We start from the raw sequence: 19,321 nt of genomic DNA, 5'->3' as shown, positions 1-19,321 counted from the left end.
AGAGGCTTCACTCAACAGTTCGGAGAAACGTCGCGAGAAGTCGCTGAAAAACGGCAGGTGGGAGATGGATGGGTCAGACACCCACCCAATCAAAACATCTGTTTTAAAAGTACCAGTGCAAAACGCTCTGTTAGACAGCTGGTTGAATCCTTAAAGGCATTGCACTTAAGTGCGGACACCGGAACATGGCCGAATTTCCCGGATTGCACCCCGGAGATTTCCCGGCAAAGGTTTCTCCAGAGGAAATGGACGCAGCGGCAACCAGCGGAACAAGAGGAGACGGTCGCCTGTGGGCGATTGCCCTCGGACTGTCGCTGGTGGCAAACGTCGCAATCCTCGGACTGGCGGGATTCGCAGCAATCAAAACGCGTTCCCTCCGCAAGGATCCGCCGCCTCCCGCAGCCGCCGCCGCGGAAACCATCATGACGATTTTCCCGGAATTGCCCGCCACTTCGGCGGAAAAAGCCGTAGCGGCACCACCGCCACCTGAGGAAACGGCAAAGCAGCGGTTCGCAAGGACGTCCGACGATCAAAGCGCACCGCCACCGGAGAGCGCCGCCTTCATCGGCGAGCGCAATACCCAGGGGACGAGCGATCGCGCGCCCGATGCAACCGCTCCTCCCCTGCCGTCGCAGGCCGGGATCGAGCCGAGGAATGAGGATGATTTGGAAACCACCGAAAGCACCTACCGCGACGGAAAACTCGCCAGCGAAAGCGCCCGGACCACCCCGCCAGCCGCAAATTCGGACCCGGCACCGGCGATGCCGCCTTCCGACCCGGCCGTCGCCAACCAAGCCCCGGCGGGCGAAAAGGTCCCAAATCCGGGAAATGACGAAACGACCTCCACCCCTCCGGTTGCCGAGAAATTGCTGGATGGCCCGAATCCGGTGGACGTTTCCGTGCCCGAGGAAACGGCCGCCACCAACGAGATCAAACCCACTCCTCCGAAGAACAAGAAAGACGGAGGCAGCCCTACCAAGGCAGCAGATCTACCCAAGCCCCCGGCACCGAAGCCGATCAACGACCCGGCCTTCGCGGGCTATCAGCGCAAGGCTGCCATCGTCGGCTCGATTTCCCGCACGGGCCGCAGCGCATTGAACGTCGCGGATACCCCGCTGGGCCGCTATCAGGCGGAAATCAGCCGCGCGGTGGAACTCGAGTGGCAGCGGAACTGCGTCAGACACCGCGATTTCATCACACCCGGCTACCTGACCGTTAGGTTCTATGTTGAAACCAGCGGCAAGGTCCGCACCGTGCAGTTCGTCGGCCAGATGGAAACCGGCGAGGTCCAAAAAGGTTTCACCCTCAACTCCATTCGCGACGCGGCAATTCCACCGATGCCAGCCTCTCTCAAACAGGAGTTTTCCAAACAACCTCTCGAACTGGTTTTCAACTTCCTCTTCTAACACACAACATGTCCGGACACCTCGCCCACATTCTCGCTGCCGCACCATCCAACGGTTTCCAAACCGCATGGGAATTCCTCCAGCGCGGCGGCGTTTTCATGATTCCGCTCGCCCTCACTTCGGTCGCCGGCGTGATGGCCATCCTTTACAAAATCCTTTCGCTTTCCCGCAGCCGCGTCGTCCCCTCGAAGCTGGCCCGCGAAGTGGAACAGTTCCAACAACGCCTCGTGGCGGACAAAACGGATGCCGTCCTCAAGGAGTTCAACGAAGGAAACAGCGTGCTCGCCCGGATGTCCGCCGTCGCCATCAAACACAGCGGCAAGTCGCGGAGCGAAATCACCCACGCCGTCGAGTCCGCCGCGCGCGAGGAAACCGTCCATCTCCACGCCGGCATCGGCGTGCTCGACACCGTCATCACCATCGCCCCTCTGCTAGGCCTTCTCGGAACGGCGTCCGGACTTGTTAGGATTTTCCAGGGCCTCGGCGACAACTCGGACCACCTCGCCATCGCCCGCGGGATCGCCGAAGCGCTCACCACCACCATCGTCGGCCTGGCGATCGCGGTTCCCTGCGTCATCGCTCACGGCTATTTCACCCGCCGCATTGAAATGCTCACCGCCCGGTTGGAATCGCTGCTCTCCCACCTCACCTCGATCTGCGAGAAGCCCGGTTCCAACGCCTGACCCGCCATGCGTTTCCACCGTCCCAAAACCACACGCAGCCAGATCGCGGTCATTCCGATGATCGACATTCTCTTCGTGCTGCTGGTATTCTTCATCGTTTCCACGGCATTCAAGAAGCCGCGCGATGTCCTGCGCATCGAGCTGCCGACCGTGCGCGAGATCCCTTCCGACACCGTCGCCGACGTGCGCTCGACGATCGCCGTGGATCCGCTGGGCAATGTCACGCTGGACTCACTGGTGGTTCCGGACGGCCTGCTGGAATCCTACCTTGCCGCCTATCAGAAAGCGAACCCCGGCCGCAAACTCGAACTCGAGGCCGATGGCAACATCCCTCTCGACCGGCTGTTGAAAATCTGGGATTCGCTCACCAAGGCCGGCATCCCGATCAAGGATGTCCCGGCGCGCATCAAGCTGAAGAAATAACCCGACCTAACAAAAACCATGCAACGAATCGCCTTCCTCATCGTCGCCCTTCTCACCCCGCTGGCTTCCGGCGAGTGGGTCAACCTGTGGCCAAGCGAAGCCCCGGGTGCGAAGCCACTCGCTGCCGGATCGGAAAAAACCGGCGACGGAGGCCGCATGAGCGACATCGAGATTCCGCAGTATGAAGCTTATTTCCCCGAGAAGGAAAAAGCCACCGGAGCCGCAGCCTTGATCTTTCCCGGCGGCGGCTACGGCATCCTCGCCGCCGATCACGAAGGCCGAGATTACGCCAAGTGGCTGAACGAGCGGGGAATCGCTGGCATCGTGGTGAAATACCGTGTCAGCGGAAATCCCGCTTCAGGCTATCAGTTCCCCGTCCCGTTCCTCGACGCGCGCCGGGCGATCCGCACCGCCCGCGCCAAAGCGAGTGAATGGGGAATCGATCCGAAGAAAGTCGGAGTGATGGGATCATCCGCCGGAGGCCATCTTGCAAGTCTGTGCGCCACCCGTTTCGCGGACACGTTTCCCGAAGAGGGCAAGGACGCCATCGACAAGGAAAATTGCCGCCCCGACTTTGCAATCCTGCTCTATCCGGTGATCTCGATGAGCCCGCCGCTGGCCCACACGGGATCACGCAAAAATTTGTTAGGCGATAATCCGTCGCCTGAAGCAGTGGAAAAGTATTCCACCCAGAAGGCGGTGACCAAGGACACGCCGCCCGTGTTTCTGGTCAGCACTTCGGACGATCCGATCGACTGCCGCAACAGCCTCGAATTCGCGGTAGCGTGCAAGGCCAACAATGTACCCGTTTCACTGCACCTGTTCGAAACCGGCGGCCACGGTTACGGGCTGAAAGGCAAAGGCAACCTCGCGGCGTGGCCATTGCTGCTGGAACAGTGGCTGGCAGTTAGATTCCCGGCGGGGAAGTGAGGTCGATCCTAAGGAGCCACGACACTTTTGTCGTGGATGCGAATGGGATGCCTTTGCGAAGAGCTTCGCGCGCTCCAAAGACTCCGCATTCGCCAGCGCCACAGAAGTGTGGCGCCTCCTTACAGCGGCGAAAATTCTCCAGACCCACCCGCGCGAAAAATTTCGCACGCCGGTCATCGGGCCGCCCCCATTCCGGCGAGCTTGATGTCGAACGGGTTTTCGCTCGCGTCGTTGCTCCCGATGTGGATCGCCGCGTTGCGGTTGCCTTTGGCGGTCGGCTTGAATGTCACCGTGAACGTCGTGCTGCCATCGGTGGAAATGGATGCCTTGGCCGGTTGCGTCACGATGAAATCCCCCGCATTGGATCCGTTTTTGGTGATGGCCAGACCGGTGAGTTTTCCCTTTCCGGTATTCTTGATGATGAATTTCTTCGAAGTTCCTTTTTCGCCAACGGCCGCCGTGCCGAAACTCATCTTCGCCTTGCCATCCGCCAGGCCGCTCCCTTTGGGCTGCTGAACGACGATCTCGGGAACACGAAGCCCGACGCCGGTAACGCCGATGTCATAAGGATTTTCGTCGCTGTCATTGCTGCCAATCTGGATTATCGCGGTGCGGGTGCCGGCCGCGGTCGGATGGAACGAAATCGTGACCGACGTGGTTTCACCCGCAGGCAAGCTGGTGGCTCCGAGCGACCCTAACTGGTAGTCGCCGGGGTTGGCCCCGCTGACCGAAATCGTCAAATCCGTGAGATCGCCGGTCCCGGTATTTTTAATAATGAAGTCCAGGCTGACCGTGCCGCCGATCGCCACGCTGCCGAAATCTTTCCCGGTAACGCCATCCGCCAGAACGGTGTTCTCCGGTTGTCGAACTTCGATTTCGGGAATCGGCTCATCGCCTACGTTGACCGCGTCGTAACCCGACCAGGTCGGCGAAGTGAAACCGGTCTTCCCGTTGTAGTAGTTCACCTTGAAGCCGGCGGCGGTGCTCGCGAAAACGTTGGTTCCCATGAGCGGAGCATTGCCTTTGAAATTCGCTTCCGTTAGGCCGCTGAGAGCAAAGGCGCTGTTGCCGATGCTGGTCACGGCGGCGGGAATCGTCACGCTCGTCAGTGCGGAACACGCATAGAATTGGAACTGCCCGATGTCGGTGACGTTGGGAGAAAGGGTGACGGATGCCAAACTGTTGCAGACGTAGAAGACCGAATGCCCCATGGTCGTGACCGTCGGAGGAATCGTGATGGACGTCAGTCCCTTGCACGCACTGAATGCGGAGTCTCCGATCTCCGTTACACTTGAAGGAATCGTCACACCATTCAGGACAAAGCAGGCGGCAAACGTATTGTAGCCCAGCCGCGGCACTCCGTTAGGAATGTTCACGGTGGTCATTTTCACGCAGTTGACAAACGCCTGGTCGGCGATCGAGTTCACGCTCGCCGGAATCGACACACTGGTGATCTCGCCGCAGTTAAGGAAAGCAACGTCGGCGATTCCGGTCACCGGCTTGCCAGAAATCATCTCCGGAATCACCACCGCGCCCGTCGCGGCTTCTGGATAATCCGTGATGGTGATCGACGTTCCATCATCGGTGTAGGTGAAATCGCCGAACTGATCGGCAGCGGCGGAGCTGACCAGACACAGCGCGAGGAAAAACGAAGGGATGGCAGGGGGATTCGCGTTCATTTCAACCACCACGTTACGCAAATTCCGCATGATGACAATGAATTGCACGGTGATCACTCGAAGCAGCTTGTCGCGGCCGGAGTGAAGAACCCGGAGAAATTCGGTCTGAATCCTCGCGGGAGACACCTCTCAGTTTTCGCTCTCGACGCACAACCGCATCTGCCGGTCATCGTCCGGTTGGTCGCGGTCCCAGGCTTTGAGAAACGCCTCGATCTCGGAAAGCAGGCTCTCGCAATGCTTGGTCCATTTGGCCGTGCCGCGGAGAATCAGCGAACTTTCGCGCAGGCCCGTAAAGCGGATTTCCTCAGCCCCGGCGGCGCGGAGTTCGGCCAGTTCGCTGCGGAGAGTTTCAAAAAACGCGAGTTCGAAGCCGTTGCCAGCCTCCATCGCCGCACGCACCAGCGAAACCGTGACCGGAGGAGCGAGCGGCTCCAGTTTTTCAGCGATCCGCTCACAACCGATCTTCACCAGCATTTTCCGCATGCGGTCGAAAAGATCTTCAAGGTGCAGCAGCTTCAACGAACACTTCGTTTCCAGATACTGGACGATGCCGCTGCGGATGTCCGCGACGAAAGGGAAATCCTCATGCTCGGCGGCCGCCGCAGCCCGGCGCAAGGCGTCATCCAGCCACGCGGTGTCGTAATCAATCACTTGGTAGCGGCCGATTTGAAGCGCGGGTCGATTGCCGATGAGGGAGATCACAGGGTCGGTTTGGCGGGGAGGAAGATAATGTGGGTGGGGATTCTGGGGGGAGTCAGTTGAAGAGGGTTTCCGTCAGTCCTTGAACAGGCGCCGCTGGAAAGGATCGCGCGCGGCACGACGGGAAAGCGATTGGATTTCCGCGATGAACTCGTTCACGTCCTCGAACTGGCGATAGACGGAAACGTAGCGGACATAGGCGACCGGATCGATCTGATGGAGCTTGTCCATCACCTTGCCGCCGATGATGGCGGATGGCACCTCGCTGACATGGTCCTTGTGCAGATCGGTTAGAATCTCCTCCACGGCACGGTCCAGACGGTCCATCGGCACCGGGCGCTTCTCGCAGGCCTTGATCAGGCCGCTCATCAGCTTTTCCCGGTTGAGCGCCTCGCGGGCTCCGTCGCGTTTCACCACCCGCAGCTCTGTTCGCTCGATTTGCTCGTAGGTCGTGTAGCGGTACGTGCATTTCAAGCACTCCCTCCGCCGCCGAATCGTCGTGCCATCCTTCGATGACCGAGAGTCGAGGACTTTGTCTTTGAGGGAACCGCATTGGACGCAACGCATGAAAAATTGTGAGGAACAACGTCGCGCATCCTAAGCATACATCCGGTAGCGTCAATCCAAAATCTACGCCACATTTAGTAGCTCACCGCAAATGGTCGGGAATCCCGAAAGGAAGATTTTTGAAATTTCGGGCACTAAAAGCCCTTGGAAATCCGGGACTTAACAGCTCGCCAGCCGGAAGCCTACAAACAACTCAAGCCTCGACCTTCTTCTTCGCGAGCTGCTCGTCGCGAAGGCCGCCGATAAATAACAGCACGGCGGCGGCGCAGATGCAGGAGTCCGCCACATTGAACGTCGGCCACCAACCGTGGCTCGAAGGCACCAGTTTATCGTAAAGAGGCAGCTTGATCGAAATGAAATCGACGACGTAGCCCTCGGAAAGACGCTGCCACAAGCCGGCGGTCTTGAACTCCTCAAGCCGGAATCCCTGAACCAGACGATCCGTTAGGTTTCCAAAAATCCCGCACAGCAGCAACGCGACCGCGACCTGGGACAGCGGGTGATTGAAGACTCCCTTCTTCCAAAAAATCCGGATCATCGTGAGGGCGATCAGCGGCACGAACAGGAAAACTACCGGTGCCCAAGCCGTGCCATTGCCGAATCCGAACGCAACGCCCTGATTGTGGACCCGCACCAAATTGAAAAAATTTCTGATAACCTCCTGCTTCGCTTCAGGGTCTGCCCACGGCGGTGGAAATTTTCCCACGATCCAAAACTTCGTGATCTGGTCGAGCACGTAAAGCGGGAAAGCGAGGACGAGGAGAAGTTTCGGGAAACTCATAAGTCTTATAAATCCTATAGGTCCTATCCCACGACTTCATCGCAGCGCTCACAGAGTCCGCTCTCAAGCAACGGTTCGTGTTTTCTGCACCGCGGGCAAAGCGAGTGATCCGTCTTGCGCGCGGTGGCGGCGAGTTCATCACCGACTGAGACGGCGAGACCGGCGATGATGAAGAACTCCGTGGAAAAGGCACGGTCGTTCAGGAGTTCCAGCAATGAGGCATCGGCGGCGGGAATCGTTAGAGCGACGTCCGCCTCGTTGTTGCGGGTGAATTCCTTGGCTTGGATGCAGGCTTCGATCGCAGTTTGGATGGCGTATTTGATTTCGAAAAGACGGCTAGCCTTGCCGGTTGCGTCGCCGGGGACGAATGCGGTGTTCGCCTCGGGGAAATCCTGTTCATGAACGGTTCCTTCAGTGAACGGAGCGTGCTCCCAAGCTTCGTCCGCGGTGTAGGCGAGGATCGGAGCCAGCAAGGTGGCGATGCTGATGAAAATTTCGTGCATCGCCGCTTGCGAAGCAAGGCGGCGTGGGGAATCCGGCGCGTCGCAATACATGCGGTCCTTCGTCGCATCGATGTAGATCGCGGACAAATCGGCGGTGCAGAATTGGTTGAGCGAATTGAAGACCTTCCGGAATTCGTAGGCGTCGTAGGCCTTGCGGCACTCGGCGACCACCTCGTGAAGGCGCTCCAGGATCCAGCGATCGAGCAACGTGTATTCGGGCGCGGCCACTGGCTTGTAGCCATCGAGATTTCCTAGCAGAATGCGCAGAGTGTTGCGCAAGCGGCGGTAAGGCTCGGCGACTTGCTTGAAGAGATCTTCACCGAACGGCACTTCGTTTTGCCAGTCCACGGAGGAAACCCAGAGCCGGACGATGTCGGCACCGTATTGGTTGTAAAAGTGCGCGGCGTCCGTTGGTTTGCCCGACTTCGCGGCATCGGACTTGGAAATCTTTTTCTTGTCCTTATCGACGACGAAGCCGTGGGTCATCACGGTTTTGTAAGGCGCGAAACCACGATAGCCAGTGCTCAGCATGAGCGAACTCTGGAACCAGCCGCGGTGTTGGTCGGTGGCTTCCAGATAGAGATCGGCCGGGCAGCTCAGTTCCGGATGCGCGTCGAGCACGGCGGCATGCGAGCAGCCGGAATCGATCCACACATCGAGAGTGTCGCGGCATTTCTTCACGCCGGCGGGCAGCTCTAACAAAGCGGCGAGTTCGGCGTCGGATTTTTCAAACCAGACGTTCGTGCCTTCCTTTTCCACGAGGTCGGCGACTTTGTTAGCCAGCCCGGCGGAGATGATGGTCTCGCCGTTTTCATCGAAGAAAACCGGCAGCGGCACGCCCCACGTGCGTTGGCGGGAGATACACCAATCCGGACGCGACTCGACGGTGCCGTAAATGCGGTTGCGGCCCCAAGCCGGCAACCACTCGACCTTGTCGATCTCAGTGAGTGCCTGGCCACGAAGCGTTTCGAGCGAGATGAAAAACTGCTCGACGGCGCGGAAGATGATCGGAGTTTTCGAGCGCCAGCAATGCGGATAGGAGTGCTTGTAAACTTCCTGGCCTAGCAGATTCCCGCTCTCGGTGAGGATCTCGATGATGCGGGCGTTCGACTTGAAAACATGCATGCCGACAAGCTCCTCAAGTCCGGCTTCTTCGGTGAATTTGCCCTCGTTATCGACAGGTGATAGAACAGCCAAGCCGTTTTGCTGACCCGCCACGTAGTCGTCCGCGCCATGGCCGGGGGCGATGTGAACCGCACCGGTGCCGGTCTCAGTGGTGACAAAGTTTGCGAGAATGAGCTTCGACGTGCGGTCGAGGAACGGATGTCCGGCTTCGAAGCCTTCGAATTCCTTGCCTTTGCTTTCCTGAAGGGTCTCCGCCAGCGCGTAGCCGGTTTTTTCGGTGAACGCGCCGATGAGTTCCCGCACGATGACAAAGGTTTCCACCACGTCGTCCTTGACGAAATTTCCGACCACATAGGTGAACTCGGGATGCACGGCGATGCCGAGGTTGGCAGGGAGCGTCCATGGCGTCGTCGTCCAGATGACCATGCTCGCCTTGCCCGCGAATTCTCCGGAAACGAGCGGGAACTTCACGAAAATCGCCGGACTTTCCTTGTCCTGATACTCGACTTCGGCTTCGGCGAGGGCGGTTTGCGCGCCATAGGACCACTGCACCGGCTTTTTCGCCTGATAGATATTACCGTTCTCCACCAGCTTCGCAAAGACGCGCAGGATGCTGGCTTCATAGGCGGGGTTCATCGTGAGATAGGGATTTTTCCAATCGCCGAAAACCCCAAGCCGGCGGAAGGAGGCGCGCTGGATGTCGATGAATTTCGAGGCGAACTCGGTGCAGCGGCGGCGGATTTCCGCAGGCTCCAGCCCGGCAGCTTCCTTGACGACCTTGAACTCGATCGGCAGGCCGTGGCAGTCCCAGCCGGGGACAAATGGCGCGGTGAAACCAGCCATCGTCTTCGATTTCACGACGAGATCCTTGAGCAGCTTGTTCAGCGCGGTGCCCATGTGGACGTCGCCATTGGCGAACGGCGGGCCGTCATGGAGAATAAATTCCGGAGCATTTTGAGCGCGGCGGCGGGCGAGGATTTTCTGGTAAAGTCCTTCATTTTCCCACTTCTCCAAACGGGCGGGTTCGTTCTGCACCAGATCTCCGCGCATCGGAAAAGTCGTTTGCGGAAGGGTCAGGGTGTCTTTGTAATTCGGGGCGGCGCTCATGACGGGGGGCGGAAGCTAGCAATGCCCCCCCACCGGGTCAACCACGGGAAACGGCCGGAGTGCGCGATGATTTGCTCGCGCCCGTGGCGGCTCCGGCCCTGCCGGATGCGGTGCGGAGCTTCGTTCGGCGGACGAAAAGAGGAAGAGCTCCGCGCCCCACGGAGCAGAGCTTCCATCCGCCGTTGGCGGCGGCAGAGCGTGCCGCGCTCCGGGAGGATGGATCGGTTGATCGGCACCGCCGTGGGAACGCTTCCAATTCTAGCAGTGTGTTGATAGATCCAGTGGATTCAAATCGGAGAATCCATCACCGATTGAAAAACATATCAAAAACTCCAATTATTCTATTGACCATTGTATATCTTCCGCCTACTCCTTTTGAACCTTCAGCAAGTCATGCAATCAACCACACTCCACCCCATCCATCCGCAGCCGACCCAGTGGTCGCCGGTCATGGGCATGTTCGTGTGCATTGAGGAGAGCCGATACAGTTTCGATTCCGGGACCGGCAGACTCAAGTTAGGCTTTTCGGACAATTCCCTTACCAAGGAGGCAGGCAGGTAGTTCACGATCTGATTCAGATCATCGATTTTCGTCGAGAACCCCGCCCGCTCCAGTAGCCGGCGGGGTTTTTGTTTTCCTGATTTTTCCCTATGATTTCAAGGGTTCCAGCGATGGGTCCATCATTCAAACCAAACCATTCCATTCACATGATTTACGAATAACAAACCACCGGGCGTAAAAAACCCCGCCGTCAGCAGCAACTGACGACGGGGCGGAATCGGCCGACAATCCAGCAGGTCCCCGAGAGAGACGGACTGTGAGTGATCAACCGCAATGACGGTCGCCGCTCGCGAATCCACTGTCAAGCGAGTCATGAAATCATGACTCGCCGGAGGACCTGTATTGTCCCGATTCCCCGCCCTGGAAGATATACAAACCAGAGGCTTCGGCATGACTCTATTATAGATAGTTCGTGCCACGGGAGGTGTGCCTGAAACACCGAAAGATCCGCCGAGAAATTTTCCTGCGGGTGCGAGTCCATCACCGGACTGGCAGCGGTGTTTGTTTTTTATTTTCACAATGCGGTCATCGTCCAACAGCAGGATTCCTGACTTCCAACCAGGGAATGCCGGTGCAATTCCGGCTGGCCGCACCATTTTTCAAATTATCACACACGGCGGGCGCCAGCCTGCGCGGCGAGGTCTCCAAAACCTTGCAAATCCGGGGCAGCACCGGGACGCCGTGCCATTTTTCCCCAACAACAGCGGAGTAGCCAAGTGGTAAGGCAGCGGTTTCATACGCCGCGTACCGCCGGTTCGAATCCGGCCTCCGCAACCATTTTTATCAGCGTGGCTGGTGCGTCTCGCACCAGCCACTTTTCAGAGATCGCGCGCGAGGAAGACAGCAATCCGCCTCGCTTGGGACGAGGAGACACCCGGGGCGGCACCGGGGCGCGCGACCATTTATTTCCAGCTTCCGTGGCCGAACAGATCAGGCATCCGCCTTCTAAGTGGATTTACGCAGGTGCAATTCCTGCCGGAAGCACCATTTCTCCGATGATGTCAAAGCAGCATGCCCGTCTGTTAAACGGGTCGTCGTGGTGCAAGTCCCACGTCGGGGAGCCATTTTACCCAAGGAGCGCGTCCGGCCGGTCGAGGACGCTGTCTTGAAAACAGTCGCACCATTCATGGTGTCCGGGGTTCGAGTCCCTGGCGCTCCGCCACCCATTCCTCCGTAGCTCAATAGCAGAGCAATCGGCCGATAACCGATAGACCGCGGCGCGCAACCGCGCGGAGGGACCATTTCAGGCTGTGTAGCTGAGATAGATTAGCGCCTCGCTGAAGACGAGGAGAGTCCGGTGCGATGCCGGACGCAGCCGCCATTTTCCATAAAGCTCCATTGATGTATCAGCTAGCATAGCGGCCTTTCACGCCGCAGAAGCCGGGGCAGCACCGGCATGGAGTGCCATTTTGCCAGATAAGGGGTGGGGACGTCTCGTCCCCAAGCATGGGCGAGACGTCCATGCCCCTTATGGAAGCACCATTTTCCAATGTTGACCATGTTGTAAGAGTAGCATCCCGCCCTGTGAAGGCGGCAGTGCCGGTGCAAGTCCGGTTGATCAACCCAGTTTTCATTCCGCGCAAAGGGCGAAGAGTCGAGCCGTCGGTCTGCAAAACCGATTCACCCGGTGCGAGTCCGGGGTGCGCGTCCATTTTTTGTTAGCCCCGTAGCTCAATCAGCAGAGCAGCCGACTTTGAATCGGCAGGTTGGCGGTGCAAATCCGTCCGGGGCCGCCATTTCCAACCCACACACCTCATTATGTTAAATCAAAAAAGCTATTCGGATCGCGAGCTGATCGCGATCATCCGGGAACACGATTCCCTTCAGAAAAGCCGCTATACCATCACAAAACTCGATCCTCCCATCCAGCAGGGATGGCGGCGCTCTCATGTGATGACGGAACGTGCCCTATCCCGCTTGGACCACTCCGTTCTGGAGGAGATCCTCAAGGTCATCGGCCAATCCGTGGTCCATCACGGCCGTGATTTCCGCCGCCGCAGCGGACGCTCCAGGAAGCTGGTGGAAATCCAGCAACCGCTGCGCCCGATTCCAATCCATGAATGGGGCCACAAGAAATACCCTCAATCGTGGTTTCGCTACTTTCGTTACGAGCTTCGATTGGGAAGGAACCGCCATTGGCAGCCCTATTGGATCTTCATCGATGACTCGCTCTACCGGCTCAAGATCGCCCGCAACTGGATCGAGCAACGCCGCGAGATCGACCCATCCATCGAAAGCCGTCTGGCAGAAATCGAGGAGTGGCTGGAATCACGGCAAGGCTGGCGACGCTACGGATGGCTCAAGGGCCGTCGCCAAAGCTGGTATTGGAATAACAGGAGGTATCGCCTGCTCGAAAGGGTGCACCGCCGCGAGATCGCGAACGCCTATCAGAATTTCCCGGAGGTTGATCCGGCTGCGTCCATGCGGCGCATCCGGACCAGCTTCCGAATCAACCTCCATCATTTCCCCCGGCGTAGCCCAATGCAGAGGCAACGAGCTCAGACCTCGTCCAGTGCAGGTGCAAGTCCTGCCGCCGGGACCATTTTTGCTCCCGTAGCCCAACGCAGAGGCAGCGGATTTAAACTCCGCCCAGTGTCGGTGCAAATCCGGCCGGGAGTATTCATGGAACGCGAACCGGACCAGCGCGCCGGGGTTCTTTGCTAAAGAAATCGTCCCGCATCACGCGGGATGGGGAGCATGTCCTCCGCGTTCCGCCATTTTCCCAAGGTCACGTAGCCCAATTGGCAGAGGCACGGCGTCGAGAACGCCGCAAGTGCTGGTTCAAATCCATCCGTGATCACCATTCTTCGGACCCGAAGCTTAGGCAGCGAAGCATCCGGCTTTTAACCGGACGAGCAGGGCGCACATCCCTGCGGGTTCACCATTTCACCTGAAACCACCAACCAACTAACACATCATGAAACTGACGAAAGCACTCAAACTCAAAAACCAACTCGCCGGCGAAGTGGCCAATCTCAAGGACCGCCTCGCCAAGCAAAACTCGCGGACTACGACCGTCCCCTTCGACTACGATGCGCATGAAGTGCTCGCCGCGCTTCGCGCGAAAGTCGATGAACTTGTATCGGTGAAATCTGCGATCGCCGTGGCGAACGTCGCGCTCTATCCGCGCATCTTCCGCCTTGCGGAATTGAAGGGTCTGGTCGCCTTGATCAAGTCCCTCGATACCCGCCAAGGTGTTTTCAAGGAAGGAAGTGGATTCTCACTTTCGGCCGCCGAGGTCGAGTACGTCGCGCAGTTGAAAAAGTCCGCGGTGGATTCGCTCGCAGCCGAACTGGAAGCCGAGATTTCCTCGCTCCAGGACGAGCTTGACGAGTTCAACCATTCGCAATCCGTCGGTCTGACGGCATAAATCCGGGTATGTGGCGGTGTGATAGCCGCGAAGAACGAGTGACTGAACCCCAAACGTAAACCAAACGTTTAGCGCTGAAAACGCTACCTCCGACGCCGATGCCGAACATCAAAACGCACGGTGCAACGGATCAAACAGCAAAACGAAATACGCAGGACGCAAGTCTCATTACAGTTGCCCGCTTCCCTTGTTGGAAGCCGCCACATGCCCCATTATTTTCAAATGAAAACAAACACCGCTTCCGGTCCATCCATCCGCTTTTTTCAACTAACCATCTTATGAAAACCAAAGACCTGATCTTCCTCGGCGTGCCTGCGGGCGAGCCGATCCAACACGCGCACGAATTCATCCAACGCTACATCGCGGATGGAAACGAAGGCGCGCGGCTGGGCGAGGAGATCTTCCAAATCGTCGCCGATCCTTCGGCGTTTTTCGCAGACCCGCTGCGTGCTCCGCTCGCGCGTTCCATCTACCGTCCGGCTTTCACGCCGCGGGCGGAACTCGCGCCCTGGCGCCAGTGGGGCGACGACCTCGAAGCCGATGCCGTGCGGCAAATGGCGAATGCCTGTGCGTTGCCCGTCGCCGTGGCGGGTGCGCTGATGCCGGACGCCCATCCGGGATACGGCCTGCCGATCGGTGGCGTTCTTGCCACCGAAAATGCCGTGATTCCTTATGCCGTCGGCGTTGATATCGCCTGTCGCATGAAGCTCACGGTTTATGATCGCAAGGCTAACATCATCGCTGGTCAGCGCGACCGTTTGGCAAACATCATCGAAAGCGAGACACGTTTCGGGATCGGATGCAGCTTCAAGGATCGGCGCGACCACGATGTGATGGACGACGACTGGACGGTTTCACCCGTGACCCGGCATCTTCGTGACAAGGCGTGGTCGCAACTCGGGACCAGCGGCAGTGGAAATCACTTCGTCGAGTTCGGTGCATTCAAGGTGACCAATGAAAGGCTCGGGCTGCCCGATGGCGAATACCTCGCGTTGCTCAGTCACTCGGGATCGCGTGGAACCGGCGCGCAAGTGTGCGATACCTATAGCAAACGCGCGATGGCCCGCCGTTCGAATTTGCCGAAGGAACTCAAGCACTTGGCATGGCTTACGCTCGATGAGGAGGATGGGCAGGAATACTGGAACGCCATGAACCTGATGGGACGCTATGCCGCCGCAAACCATGAGCTCATTCACAAGCACATCGCGAAAAAGCTCGGAGCAAGCGTCATCCTCGATATCGAAAACCACCACAACTTCGCATGGAAAGAGCGCCATGTCGTGAACGGCCATGAGCGCGAACTCATCGTCCACCGCAAGGGCGCGACGCCAGCCGGCAAGGGTGTGTTAGGAATTATTCCCGGTTCCATGGCATCGCCGGGATTCGTCGTCCGCGGCAAGGGGCAACCCGAGTCGCTGAACAGCGCATCGCACGGAGCAGGCCGCGTGATGAGCCGGACCAAAGCGCTGCAATCGTTCACCTGGAGCGGCACTAAAAAGCTGCTGGCCGAGCGCGGGGTGGATCTGATGTCCGCCGGCCTCGACGAGGTGCCGGGTGTTTACAAGGACATCCACACCGTCATGGCCGCACAGCGCGACCTTGTCGAGGTGCTCGGCCGATTTGATCCGAAACTCGTGAAAATGTGTCCACCCGGCGAGAGAGCCGAAGACTGAAGAGATAGGAGATCAGGGATCGGAGATGGAATGAATTCCTCTTCATCCCCGATCTCCTATCCATAATCTCCTATCCCATACCATGAAAGATATCCTCCATAAGACCACTGTCCTGTTATTGAACCGCAACTGGCAGGCGATCCACACCAAGACGCCTGCGGACGCCTTCTGCATGATGGCCACCGGCGCGGCCACCGGACTCGATGTGCGGGGCGACGATCACATCGTGCCCGTACCGTGGGAGGATTGGTTGAAGCTGCCGGTCCGCGAGGAGGATCATTCGATCAATACTCCGCGCGGACCGGTGCGGGTGCCGACGGTGATCGTCGCTGCCAGGTATGCCAAGGTTCCCATTTGTCGTCCGCGTTTCGGCTCGCGCGGCATCTGGGAGCGCGATGGCGGCGTGTGCCAATACACCGGCAGGAAACTCGCGCCCGGCGAAGGCAACATCGACCACGTCATCCCGCGTTCGCGCGGCGGCGCGTCGTCGTGGGAAAACTGCGTGCTCTCGCACCGTGCGGTGAACGAGCGCAAGGCCGACCGACTACCGCACGAAGCCGGACTGCGTTTGCTCCGCAGCCCCGCGGTCCCCCGCTCGCTGCCGGCTTCCGTGTTGATCCGCAATCACCACGACGTCGGTGACTGGCAGCGGTTTCTCATGGGCTAAATAGCGGGAAGTTCTTCTCCATCGAAGGGCTTCCCGTTTCATTGCTTCAAGGGAGTTGCCATCACGCTTCGGGCAAGTCATTGATTTATCCATGATTCGCCGTTCGCACGTTTTAACTGCCGTCGCTTTCGCCGCCTGCATCGTTCCGACGGTCCGGGCCGAGGATTTTTCGTTCGATGCCCTTTGCGCCAAAGCCCGGAAAATCGCGGCGGAGCCCTATTCCCCACCCAAGCAGGAGCTGGCGGATTTCTGGAAAAATCTCACCTACGACCAACACCGCGACATCCGTTTCAAGATGGATTCCGGATTGTGGGCCGAGGAGAAAGAGCCGTTTTCCATCGATTTCTTTCACCCCGGTTGGACAGCGAAGAAGATGGTGTCCCTGAACGAAGTGGTGGGCGGAAAATCGGAACCGCTGAAGTTCAACCTGAAGCTTTTCGACTATGGGAAAAACAAGATCCCCGCCGGCACACCGCCGCCGCAAGGCTACGCCGGTTGGCGGGCGCGGACGCATTTGAATACGGCGGACTATATGGACGAGTTTCTCGTCTTCATGGGTGCGAGTTATTTCCGGGCGATTCCAAAGAACGCGCCTTACGGGCTTTCCGCGCGGGGGCTTTCTATCAACAGCGGCCTGCCGGGCGTGGGTGAGGAGTTTCCGGATTTCTCGGAGTTCTATCTGGAAGAGCCGGCGAAGGATTCGAAATCGATGAAGGTGAGCGCGCTACTCACCGGCGATAGCGTGGCCGGAGCCTATCAGTTTGAAATCACTCCCGGCCCGGAAACAGTCATGGACATCACTGCGGAAATCACCTTGCGCAAACCGGTCCAACAGCTTGGGCTGGCTCCGTTTTCGACGATGTTCTGGTTCGGCGAGAGCACCTATCCGAAGCCGCTGGATTTCCGCCCGGAAGTGCATGACAACGACGGACTGCTGATGGAACTCGGCAGCGGCAATCTCCACTACCGGCCGCTGGAAACCACCAAGGGCCAGTTCCGGCATTGTGTTTTCACCATGGAAAAACCGCGGTCTTGGGCGCTGCTCCAGCGCGACAGGTCGTTCTCCTCCTATCAGGATCCGGAGGCGCTCTATCACAATCGTCCGAGTGTCCGCGTCGAGCCGGTGGAGGGATTTGATTATGGCAAACTGCATCTCATCGAAATGCCGACCCGAGACGAGACCGATGACAACGTGATCCTGCTGTGGGAGCCGACCCCGGCACTGGAAGTCGGCAAACCCTATCAATTTCACTACCGCCTGCGCTGGATGCGCGATCCCGCGCCTTCGGGGATTTTCTCCGTCCGTGCCACTCGCTCCGGGACTCCCGTGCAGAAGCCGGATCAGGTGCTGATGACCATCGATTTCGCGAAGCCGCTCACACCGCAACTCAAGGTGGGCGATCCGAAATGGGATGACATTTCCAAACTGAAGCCGGTCGTCACCATCAACCAACAATCGGTGAAACTCATCCACGTCGGTCTATCAGACATCAGCATGCCGAACGTGGACGACCTCCCCGCCGGCCTCGGCCGCAGCGACAAACTCCACATGCCGCAAGTGCTGCGCGCGTTCTTCGTCTGCGAACCGCCTAAAGATCTGGGCGACATGGACATGACCTGCGAGCTTCTGGATGAAAACGGCAAATGCGTTTCCGAACGCTGGGTTTATCTGTGGAAAAAGCCGGCTCCGTGAAAGCCCGCCCTGCGCACGCCGGCCATAACAAGCAGCACCGCTTTCCGCGTCCTTCTCAATTCCCCTGGATCTGTCGCAGCACCCGCTCCCGCACCGATCCGTTAGAGATGCTTTCGGCAAAGGCCTTCGCCGCCGCGGGATCATTACGCTGCAGATACATCCCGAGGACCGAGGCGGCCGTCGAGTAGGAAGGACTCGATTCATTCTCCTTCAGCCATTGGCTCGCAGCCGGGAGATCCCGCTGGCACCAAGTGGACATGGCCATGGTGGAGGCGCTCTCCAAGCCGGTTCTCTGGGCCCATGCCATGGCGTTCGCCGGATCTTGCGAGGCGAAGAAATGTGCGGTGCTCCTGACGATTTCGCTCTCCGCCACCCATGGCTCGCCAAGGTGCTGCTCGACCCACGCGGCGGCCTTTTCCGGCTGATAGGCCTGCTTGTTCTGGACGATGATCTGCGCGAAGCCGCTGATGTCCTTCGCCGGAGCCCCGGCTTGATTGATCCCGGAAAACCATGCGTCGAGGGCTTCCGGGCCGCCCTTGCGGCTGATCGCTTCCACCACGGCTCCGTATTCGTCCCTCATTCCCAGGCCGCTCTTGAAAAGCCATTGCGCGGCACCGGCAGGATCGACGTTTGACCACCCGCGCACCAGTCCGGAGACGAACGACCGGTCTCCGCTGGCAATTTCGCTGCTCTCCTCGACGAAGCGGCGGGCGGACTCGGGATCGGTCTGCGCCCAAAAGGTGAGCGTGCGGTTCTTGGCTTCGAGCGGCGCTTGGTCGCTCCATCCACTCCAGTTTTGAGTCCTGATGTATTCCATCGCGCCGATGGGATCACGCGTGCCCCAGCTAGCCCATAACTTGGACCACTCGCCGGCGCTGCCACTGCCCTTCAGATCGTTTTCCCGGATCAGCGAAACCACCACCGCGTAATGCTCGGGGCCCGTCCGCTCCAACAGGCTTTGGAACATCGCCATGCGGCGTTCCTCCACCGTTTCACGAAAGATGGAGCGGACGGAATCCGCGAAGGCCTTCGACTCCGCAGCCGACACGGGGCTGGATCCGGCGGTCCGCTCAACTCCACGCGGCTCCGGTCTCCTTCGATCTCTCATCTCGCCACCATGATTCGGCGAGCCATTGCCATCCTCTGAAGCCGCGGCTGCCTCATTTCCGGCATAACGTGAGATCGACCAACCCACGAGGCAACCGGCAGCGAGTCCGGTGAAAAAAATGGCGAAGGTGCGGGGGCGGAAAGACCAGCCGGAGGAGTTCATTTTTGACGAAATTGAGGATGAATACAGACGGTTTGTTTCAACTAACAAGCTGCTAGCCACGCCCAAGCCCTTCAAGGAAAATCGCGGCCGAGGCGACATTTCCAGAGTCCATCACCAATCCGCGTGCTTTCCGAAAATCATTTGTGGTGACAGCCCCAAGACAGGCGCATGACGAGATGGAAAT

16 protein-coding genes and 9 tRNA genes are annotated in these 19,321 nt (G+C 58.8%); 18 read left to right on the top strand and 7 right to left on the bottom strand.

Annotated features, from left to right (window positions below; translation table 11 throughout):
- Window positions 1-185: 185 nt before the first annotated feature.
- The 4 genes from ABIQ96_RS20145 to ABIQ96_RS20130 are packed head-to-tail and all read left to right on the top strand — an operon-like array spanning window position 186 to window position 3,442.
- Complete coding sequence (locus tag ABIQ96_RS20145) at window positions 186-1,406, top strand: hypothetical protein (RefSeq protein WP_348216432.1); 1,221 nt, start codon at window positions 186-188, stop codon at window positions 1,404-1,406.
- Between the two features lie 8 nt (window positions 1,407-1,414).
- Complete coding sequence (locus ABIQ96_RS20140) at window positions 1,415-2,089, top strand: MotA/TolQ/ExbB proton channel family protein (RefSeq protein ID WP_348216431.1); 675 nt, start codon at window positions 1,415-1,417, stop codon at window positions 2,087-2,089.
- A gap of 6 nt (window positions 2,090-2,095) precedes the next feature.
- On the top strand, window positions 2,096-2,512 hold the full coding sequence (locus ABIQ96_RS20135; protein WP_348216430.1) for a biopolymer transporter ExbD: 417 nt from the start codon (window positions 2,096-2,098) through the stop codon (window positions 2,510-2,512).
- Window positions 2,513-2,530: 18 nt separating this feature from the next.
- Window positions 2,531-3,442 carry an alpha/beta hydrolase gene (locus tag ABIQ96_RS20130; RefSeq protein ID WP_348216429.1) on the top strand — a complete coding sequence of 304 codons (912 nt, stop codon included), beginning with the start codon at window positions 2,531-2,533 and terminating at the stop codon, window positions 3,440-3,442.
- A gap of 173 nt (window positions 3,443-3,615) precedes the next feature.
- Here the strand turns inward: ABIQ96_RS20130 and ABIQ96_RS20125 are convergent, their stop codons facing one another.
- From ABIQ96_RS20125 to ileS, 5 genes are all read right to left on the bottom strand, one after another.
- Window positions 3,616-5,151 (bottom strand): leucine-rich repeat protein, encoded by a 1,536-nt coding sequence (locus ABIQ96_RS20125; protein ID WP_348216428.1) that lies wholly within the window; start codon window positions 5,149-5,151, stop codon window positions 3,616-3,618.
- A 99-nt stretch (window positions 5,152-5,250) separates the two neighbouring features.
- Window positions 5,251-5,823 carry a hypothetical protein gene (locus tag ABIQ96_RS20120; RefSeq protein WP_348216427.1) on the bottom strand — a complete coding sequence of 191 codons (573 nt, stop codon included), beginning with the start codon at window positions 5,821-5,823 and terminating at the stop codon, window positions 5,251-5,253.
- A 72-nt stretch (window positions 5,824-5,895) separates the two neighbouring features.
- Window positions 5,896-6,387 carry a transcriptional regulator NrdR gene (gene nrdR, locus ABIQ96_RS20115; protein ID WP_348216426.1) on the bottom strand — a complete coding sequence of 164 codons (492 nt, stop codon included), beginning with the start codon at window positions 6,385-6,387 and terminating at the stop codon, window positions 5,896-5,898.
- Window positions 6,388-6,580: 193 nt separating this feature from the next.
- Window positions 6,581-7,168: a signal peptidase II gene (locus tag ABIQ96_RS20110; protein ID WP_348216425.1), complete on the bottom strand. Its 588-nt coding sequence runs from the start codon at window positions 7,166-7,168 to the stop codon at window positions 6,581-6,583.
- 23 nt (window positions 7,169-7,191) lie between these two features.
- Window positions 7,192-9,903 (bottom strand): isoleucine--tRNA ligase, encoded by a 2,712-nt coding sequence (ileS, locus tag ABIQ96_RS20105; RefSeq protein WP_348216424.1) that lies wholly within the window; start codon window positions 9,901-9,903, stop codon window positions 7,192-7,194.
- Between the two features lie 393 nt (window positions 9,904-10,296).
- Here ileS and ABIQ96_RS20100 point away from each other — a divergent pair, with 393 nt between their 5' ends.
- From ABIQ96_RS20100 to ABIQ96_RS20075, 6 genes are all read left to right on the top strand, one after another.
- Window positions 10,297-10,464 carry a hypothetical protein gene (locus ABIQ96_RS20100; RefSeq protein ID WP_348216423.1) on the top strand — a complete coding sequence of 56 codons (168 nt, stop codon included), beginning with the start codon at window positions 10,297-10,299 and terminating at the stop codon, window positions 10,462-10,464.
- Window positions 10,465-10,985: 521 nt separating this feature from the next.
- Window positions 10,986-11,059 (top strand) — tRNA-Gly (locus ABIQ96_RS20095).
- Window positions 11,060-11,166: 107 nt separating this feature from the next.
- A tRNA-Met gene (locus ABIQ96_RS20090) sits at window positions 11,167-11,241 on the top strand.
- Between the two features lie 134 nt (window positions 11,242-11,375).
- Window positions 11,376-11,451: transfer RNA gene (locus ABIQ96_RS20085), tRNA-Arg, on the top strand.
- Between the two features lie 87 nt (window positions 11,452-11,538).
- Window positions 11,539-11,626 (top strand) — tRNA-Ser (locus ABIQ96_RS20080).
- Between the two features lie 84 nt (window positions 11,627-11,710).
- Window positions 11,711-11,785 (top strand) — tRNA-Phe (locus ABIQ96_RS20075).
- A 587-nt stretch (window positions 11,786-12,372) separates the two neighbouring features.
- Here ABIQ96_RS20075 and ABIQ96_RS20070 read toward each other — a convergent pair.
- Window positions 12,373-12,522 carry a hypothetical protein gene (locus ABIQ96_RS20070; protein ID WP_348216422.1) on the bottom strand — a complete coding sequence of 50 codons (150 nt, stop codon included), beginning with the start codon at window positions 12,520-12,522 and terminating at the stop codon, window positions 12,373-12,375.
- 409 nt (window positions 12,523-12,931) lie between these two features.
- On the opposite strand from ABIQ96_RS20070, the gene ABIQ96_RS20065 reads away from it, so the two are divergent.
- The 8 genes from ABIQ96_RS20065 to ABIQ96_RS20030 all read left to right on the top strand — a co-directional run bounded on the left by ABIQ96_RS20065 (window position 12,932) and on the right by ABIQ96_RS20030 (window position 17,867).
- Window positions 12,932-13,006: transfer RNA gene (locus ABIQ96_RS20065), tRNA-Leu, on the top strand.
- 5 nt (window positions 13,007-13,011) lie between these two features.
- Window positions 13,012-13,083, top strand: a tRNA-Leu gene (locus tag ABIQ96_RS20060).
- Between the two features lie 107 nt (window positions 13,084-13,190).
- Window positions 13,191-13,267, top strand: a tRNA-Leu gene (locus ABIQ96_RS20055).
- Window positions 13,268-13,273: 6 nt separating this feature from the next.
- Window positions 13,274-13,348 (top strand) — tRNA-Lys (locus ABIQ96_RS20050).
- 33 nt (window positions 13,349-13,381) lie between these two features.
- Complete coding sequence (locus ABIQ96_RS20045) at window positions 13,382-13,834, top strand: hypothetical protein (RefSeq protein WP_348216421.1); 453 nt, start codon at window positions 13,382-13,384, stop codon at window positions 13,832-13,834.
- 278 nt (window positions 13,835-14,112) lie between these two features.
- Window positions 14,113-15,507 carry an RtcB family protein gene (locus tag ABIQ96_RS20040; RefSeq protein ID WP_348216420.1) on the top strand — a complete coding sequence of 465 codons (1,395 nt, stop codon included), beginning with the start codon at window positions 14,113-14,115 and terminating at the stop codon, window positions 15,505-15,507.
- 82 nt (window positions 15,508-15,589) lie between these two features.
- Window positions 15,590-16,174 carry an HNH endonuclease gene (locus tag ABIQ96_RS20035; protein ID WP_348216419.1) on the top strand — a complete coding sequence of 195 codons (585 nt, stop codon included), beginning with the start codon at window positions 15,590-15,592 and terminating at the stop codon, window positions 16,172-16,174.
- A 91-nt stretch (window positions 16,175-16,265) separates the two neighbouring features.
- Complete coding sequence (locus ABIQ96_RS20030) at window positions 16,266-17,867, top strand: glucan biosynthesis protein (protein ID WP_348216418.1); 1,602 nt, start codon at window positions 16,266-16,268, stop codon at window positions 17,865-17,867.
- Window positions 17,868-17,922: 55 nt separating this feature from the next.
- Here the strand turns inward: ABIQ96_RS20030 and ABIQ96_RS20025 are convergent, their stop codons facing one another.
- Window positions 17,923-19,137 carry a hypothetical protein gene (locus ABIQ96_RS20025; RefSeq protein WP_348216417.1) on the bottom strand — a complete coding sequence of 405 codons (1,215 nt, stop codon included), beginning with the start codon at window positions 19,135-19,137 and terminating at the stop codon, window positions 17,923-17,925.
- Window positions 19,138-19,321: the final 184 nt, after the last annotated feature.

Source organism: Luteolibacter sp., assembly GCF_039920825.1.
Lineage (GTDB): Bacteria > Verrucomicrobiota > Verrucomicrobiia > Verrucomicrobiales > Akkermansiaceae > Luteolibacter.
Note: the sequence above shows the minus strand (reverse complement) of the source record. Positions and strands in the feature narration are given on the sequence as shown.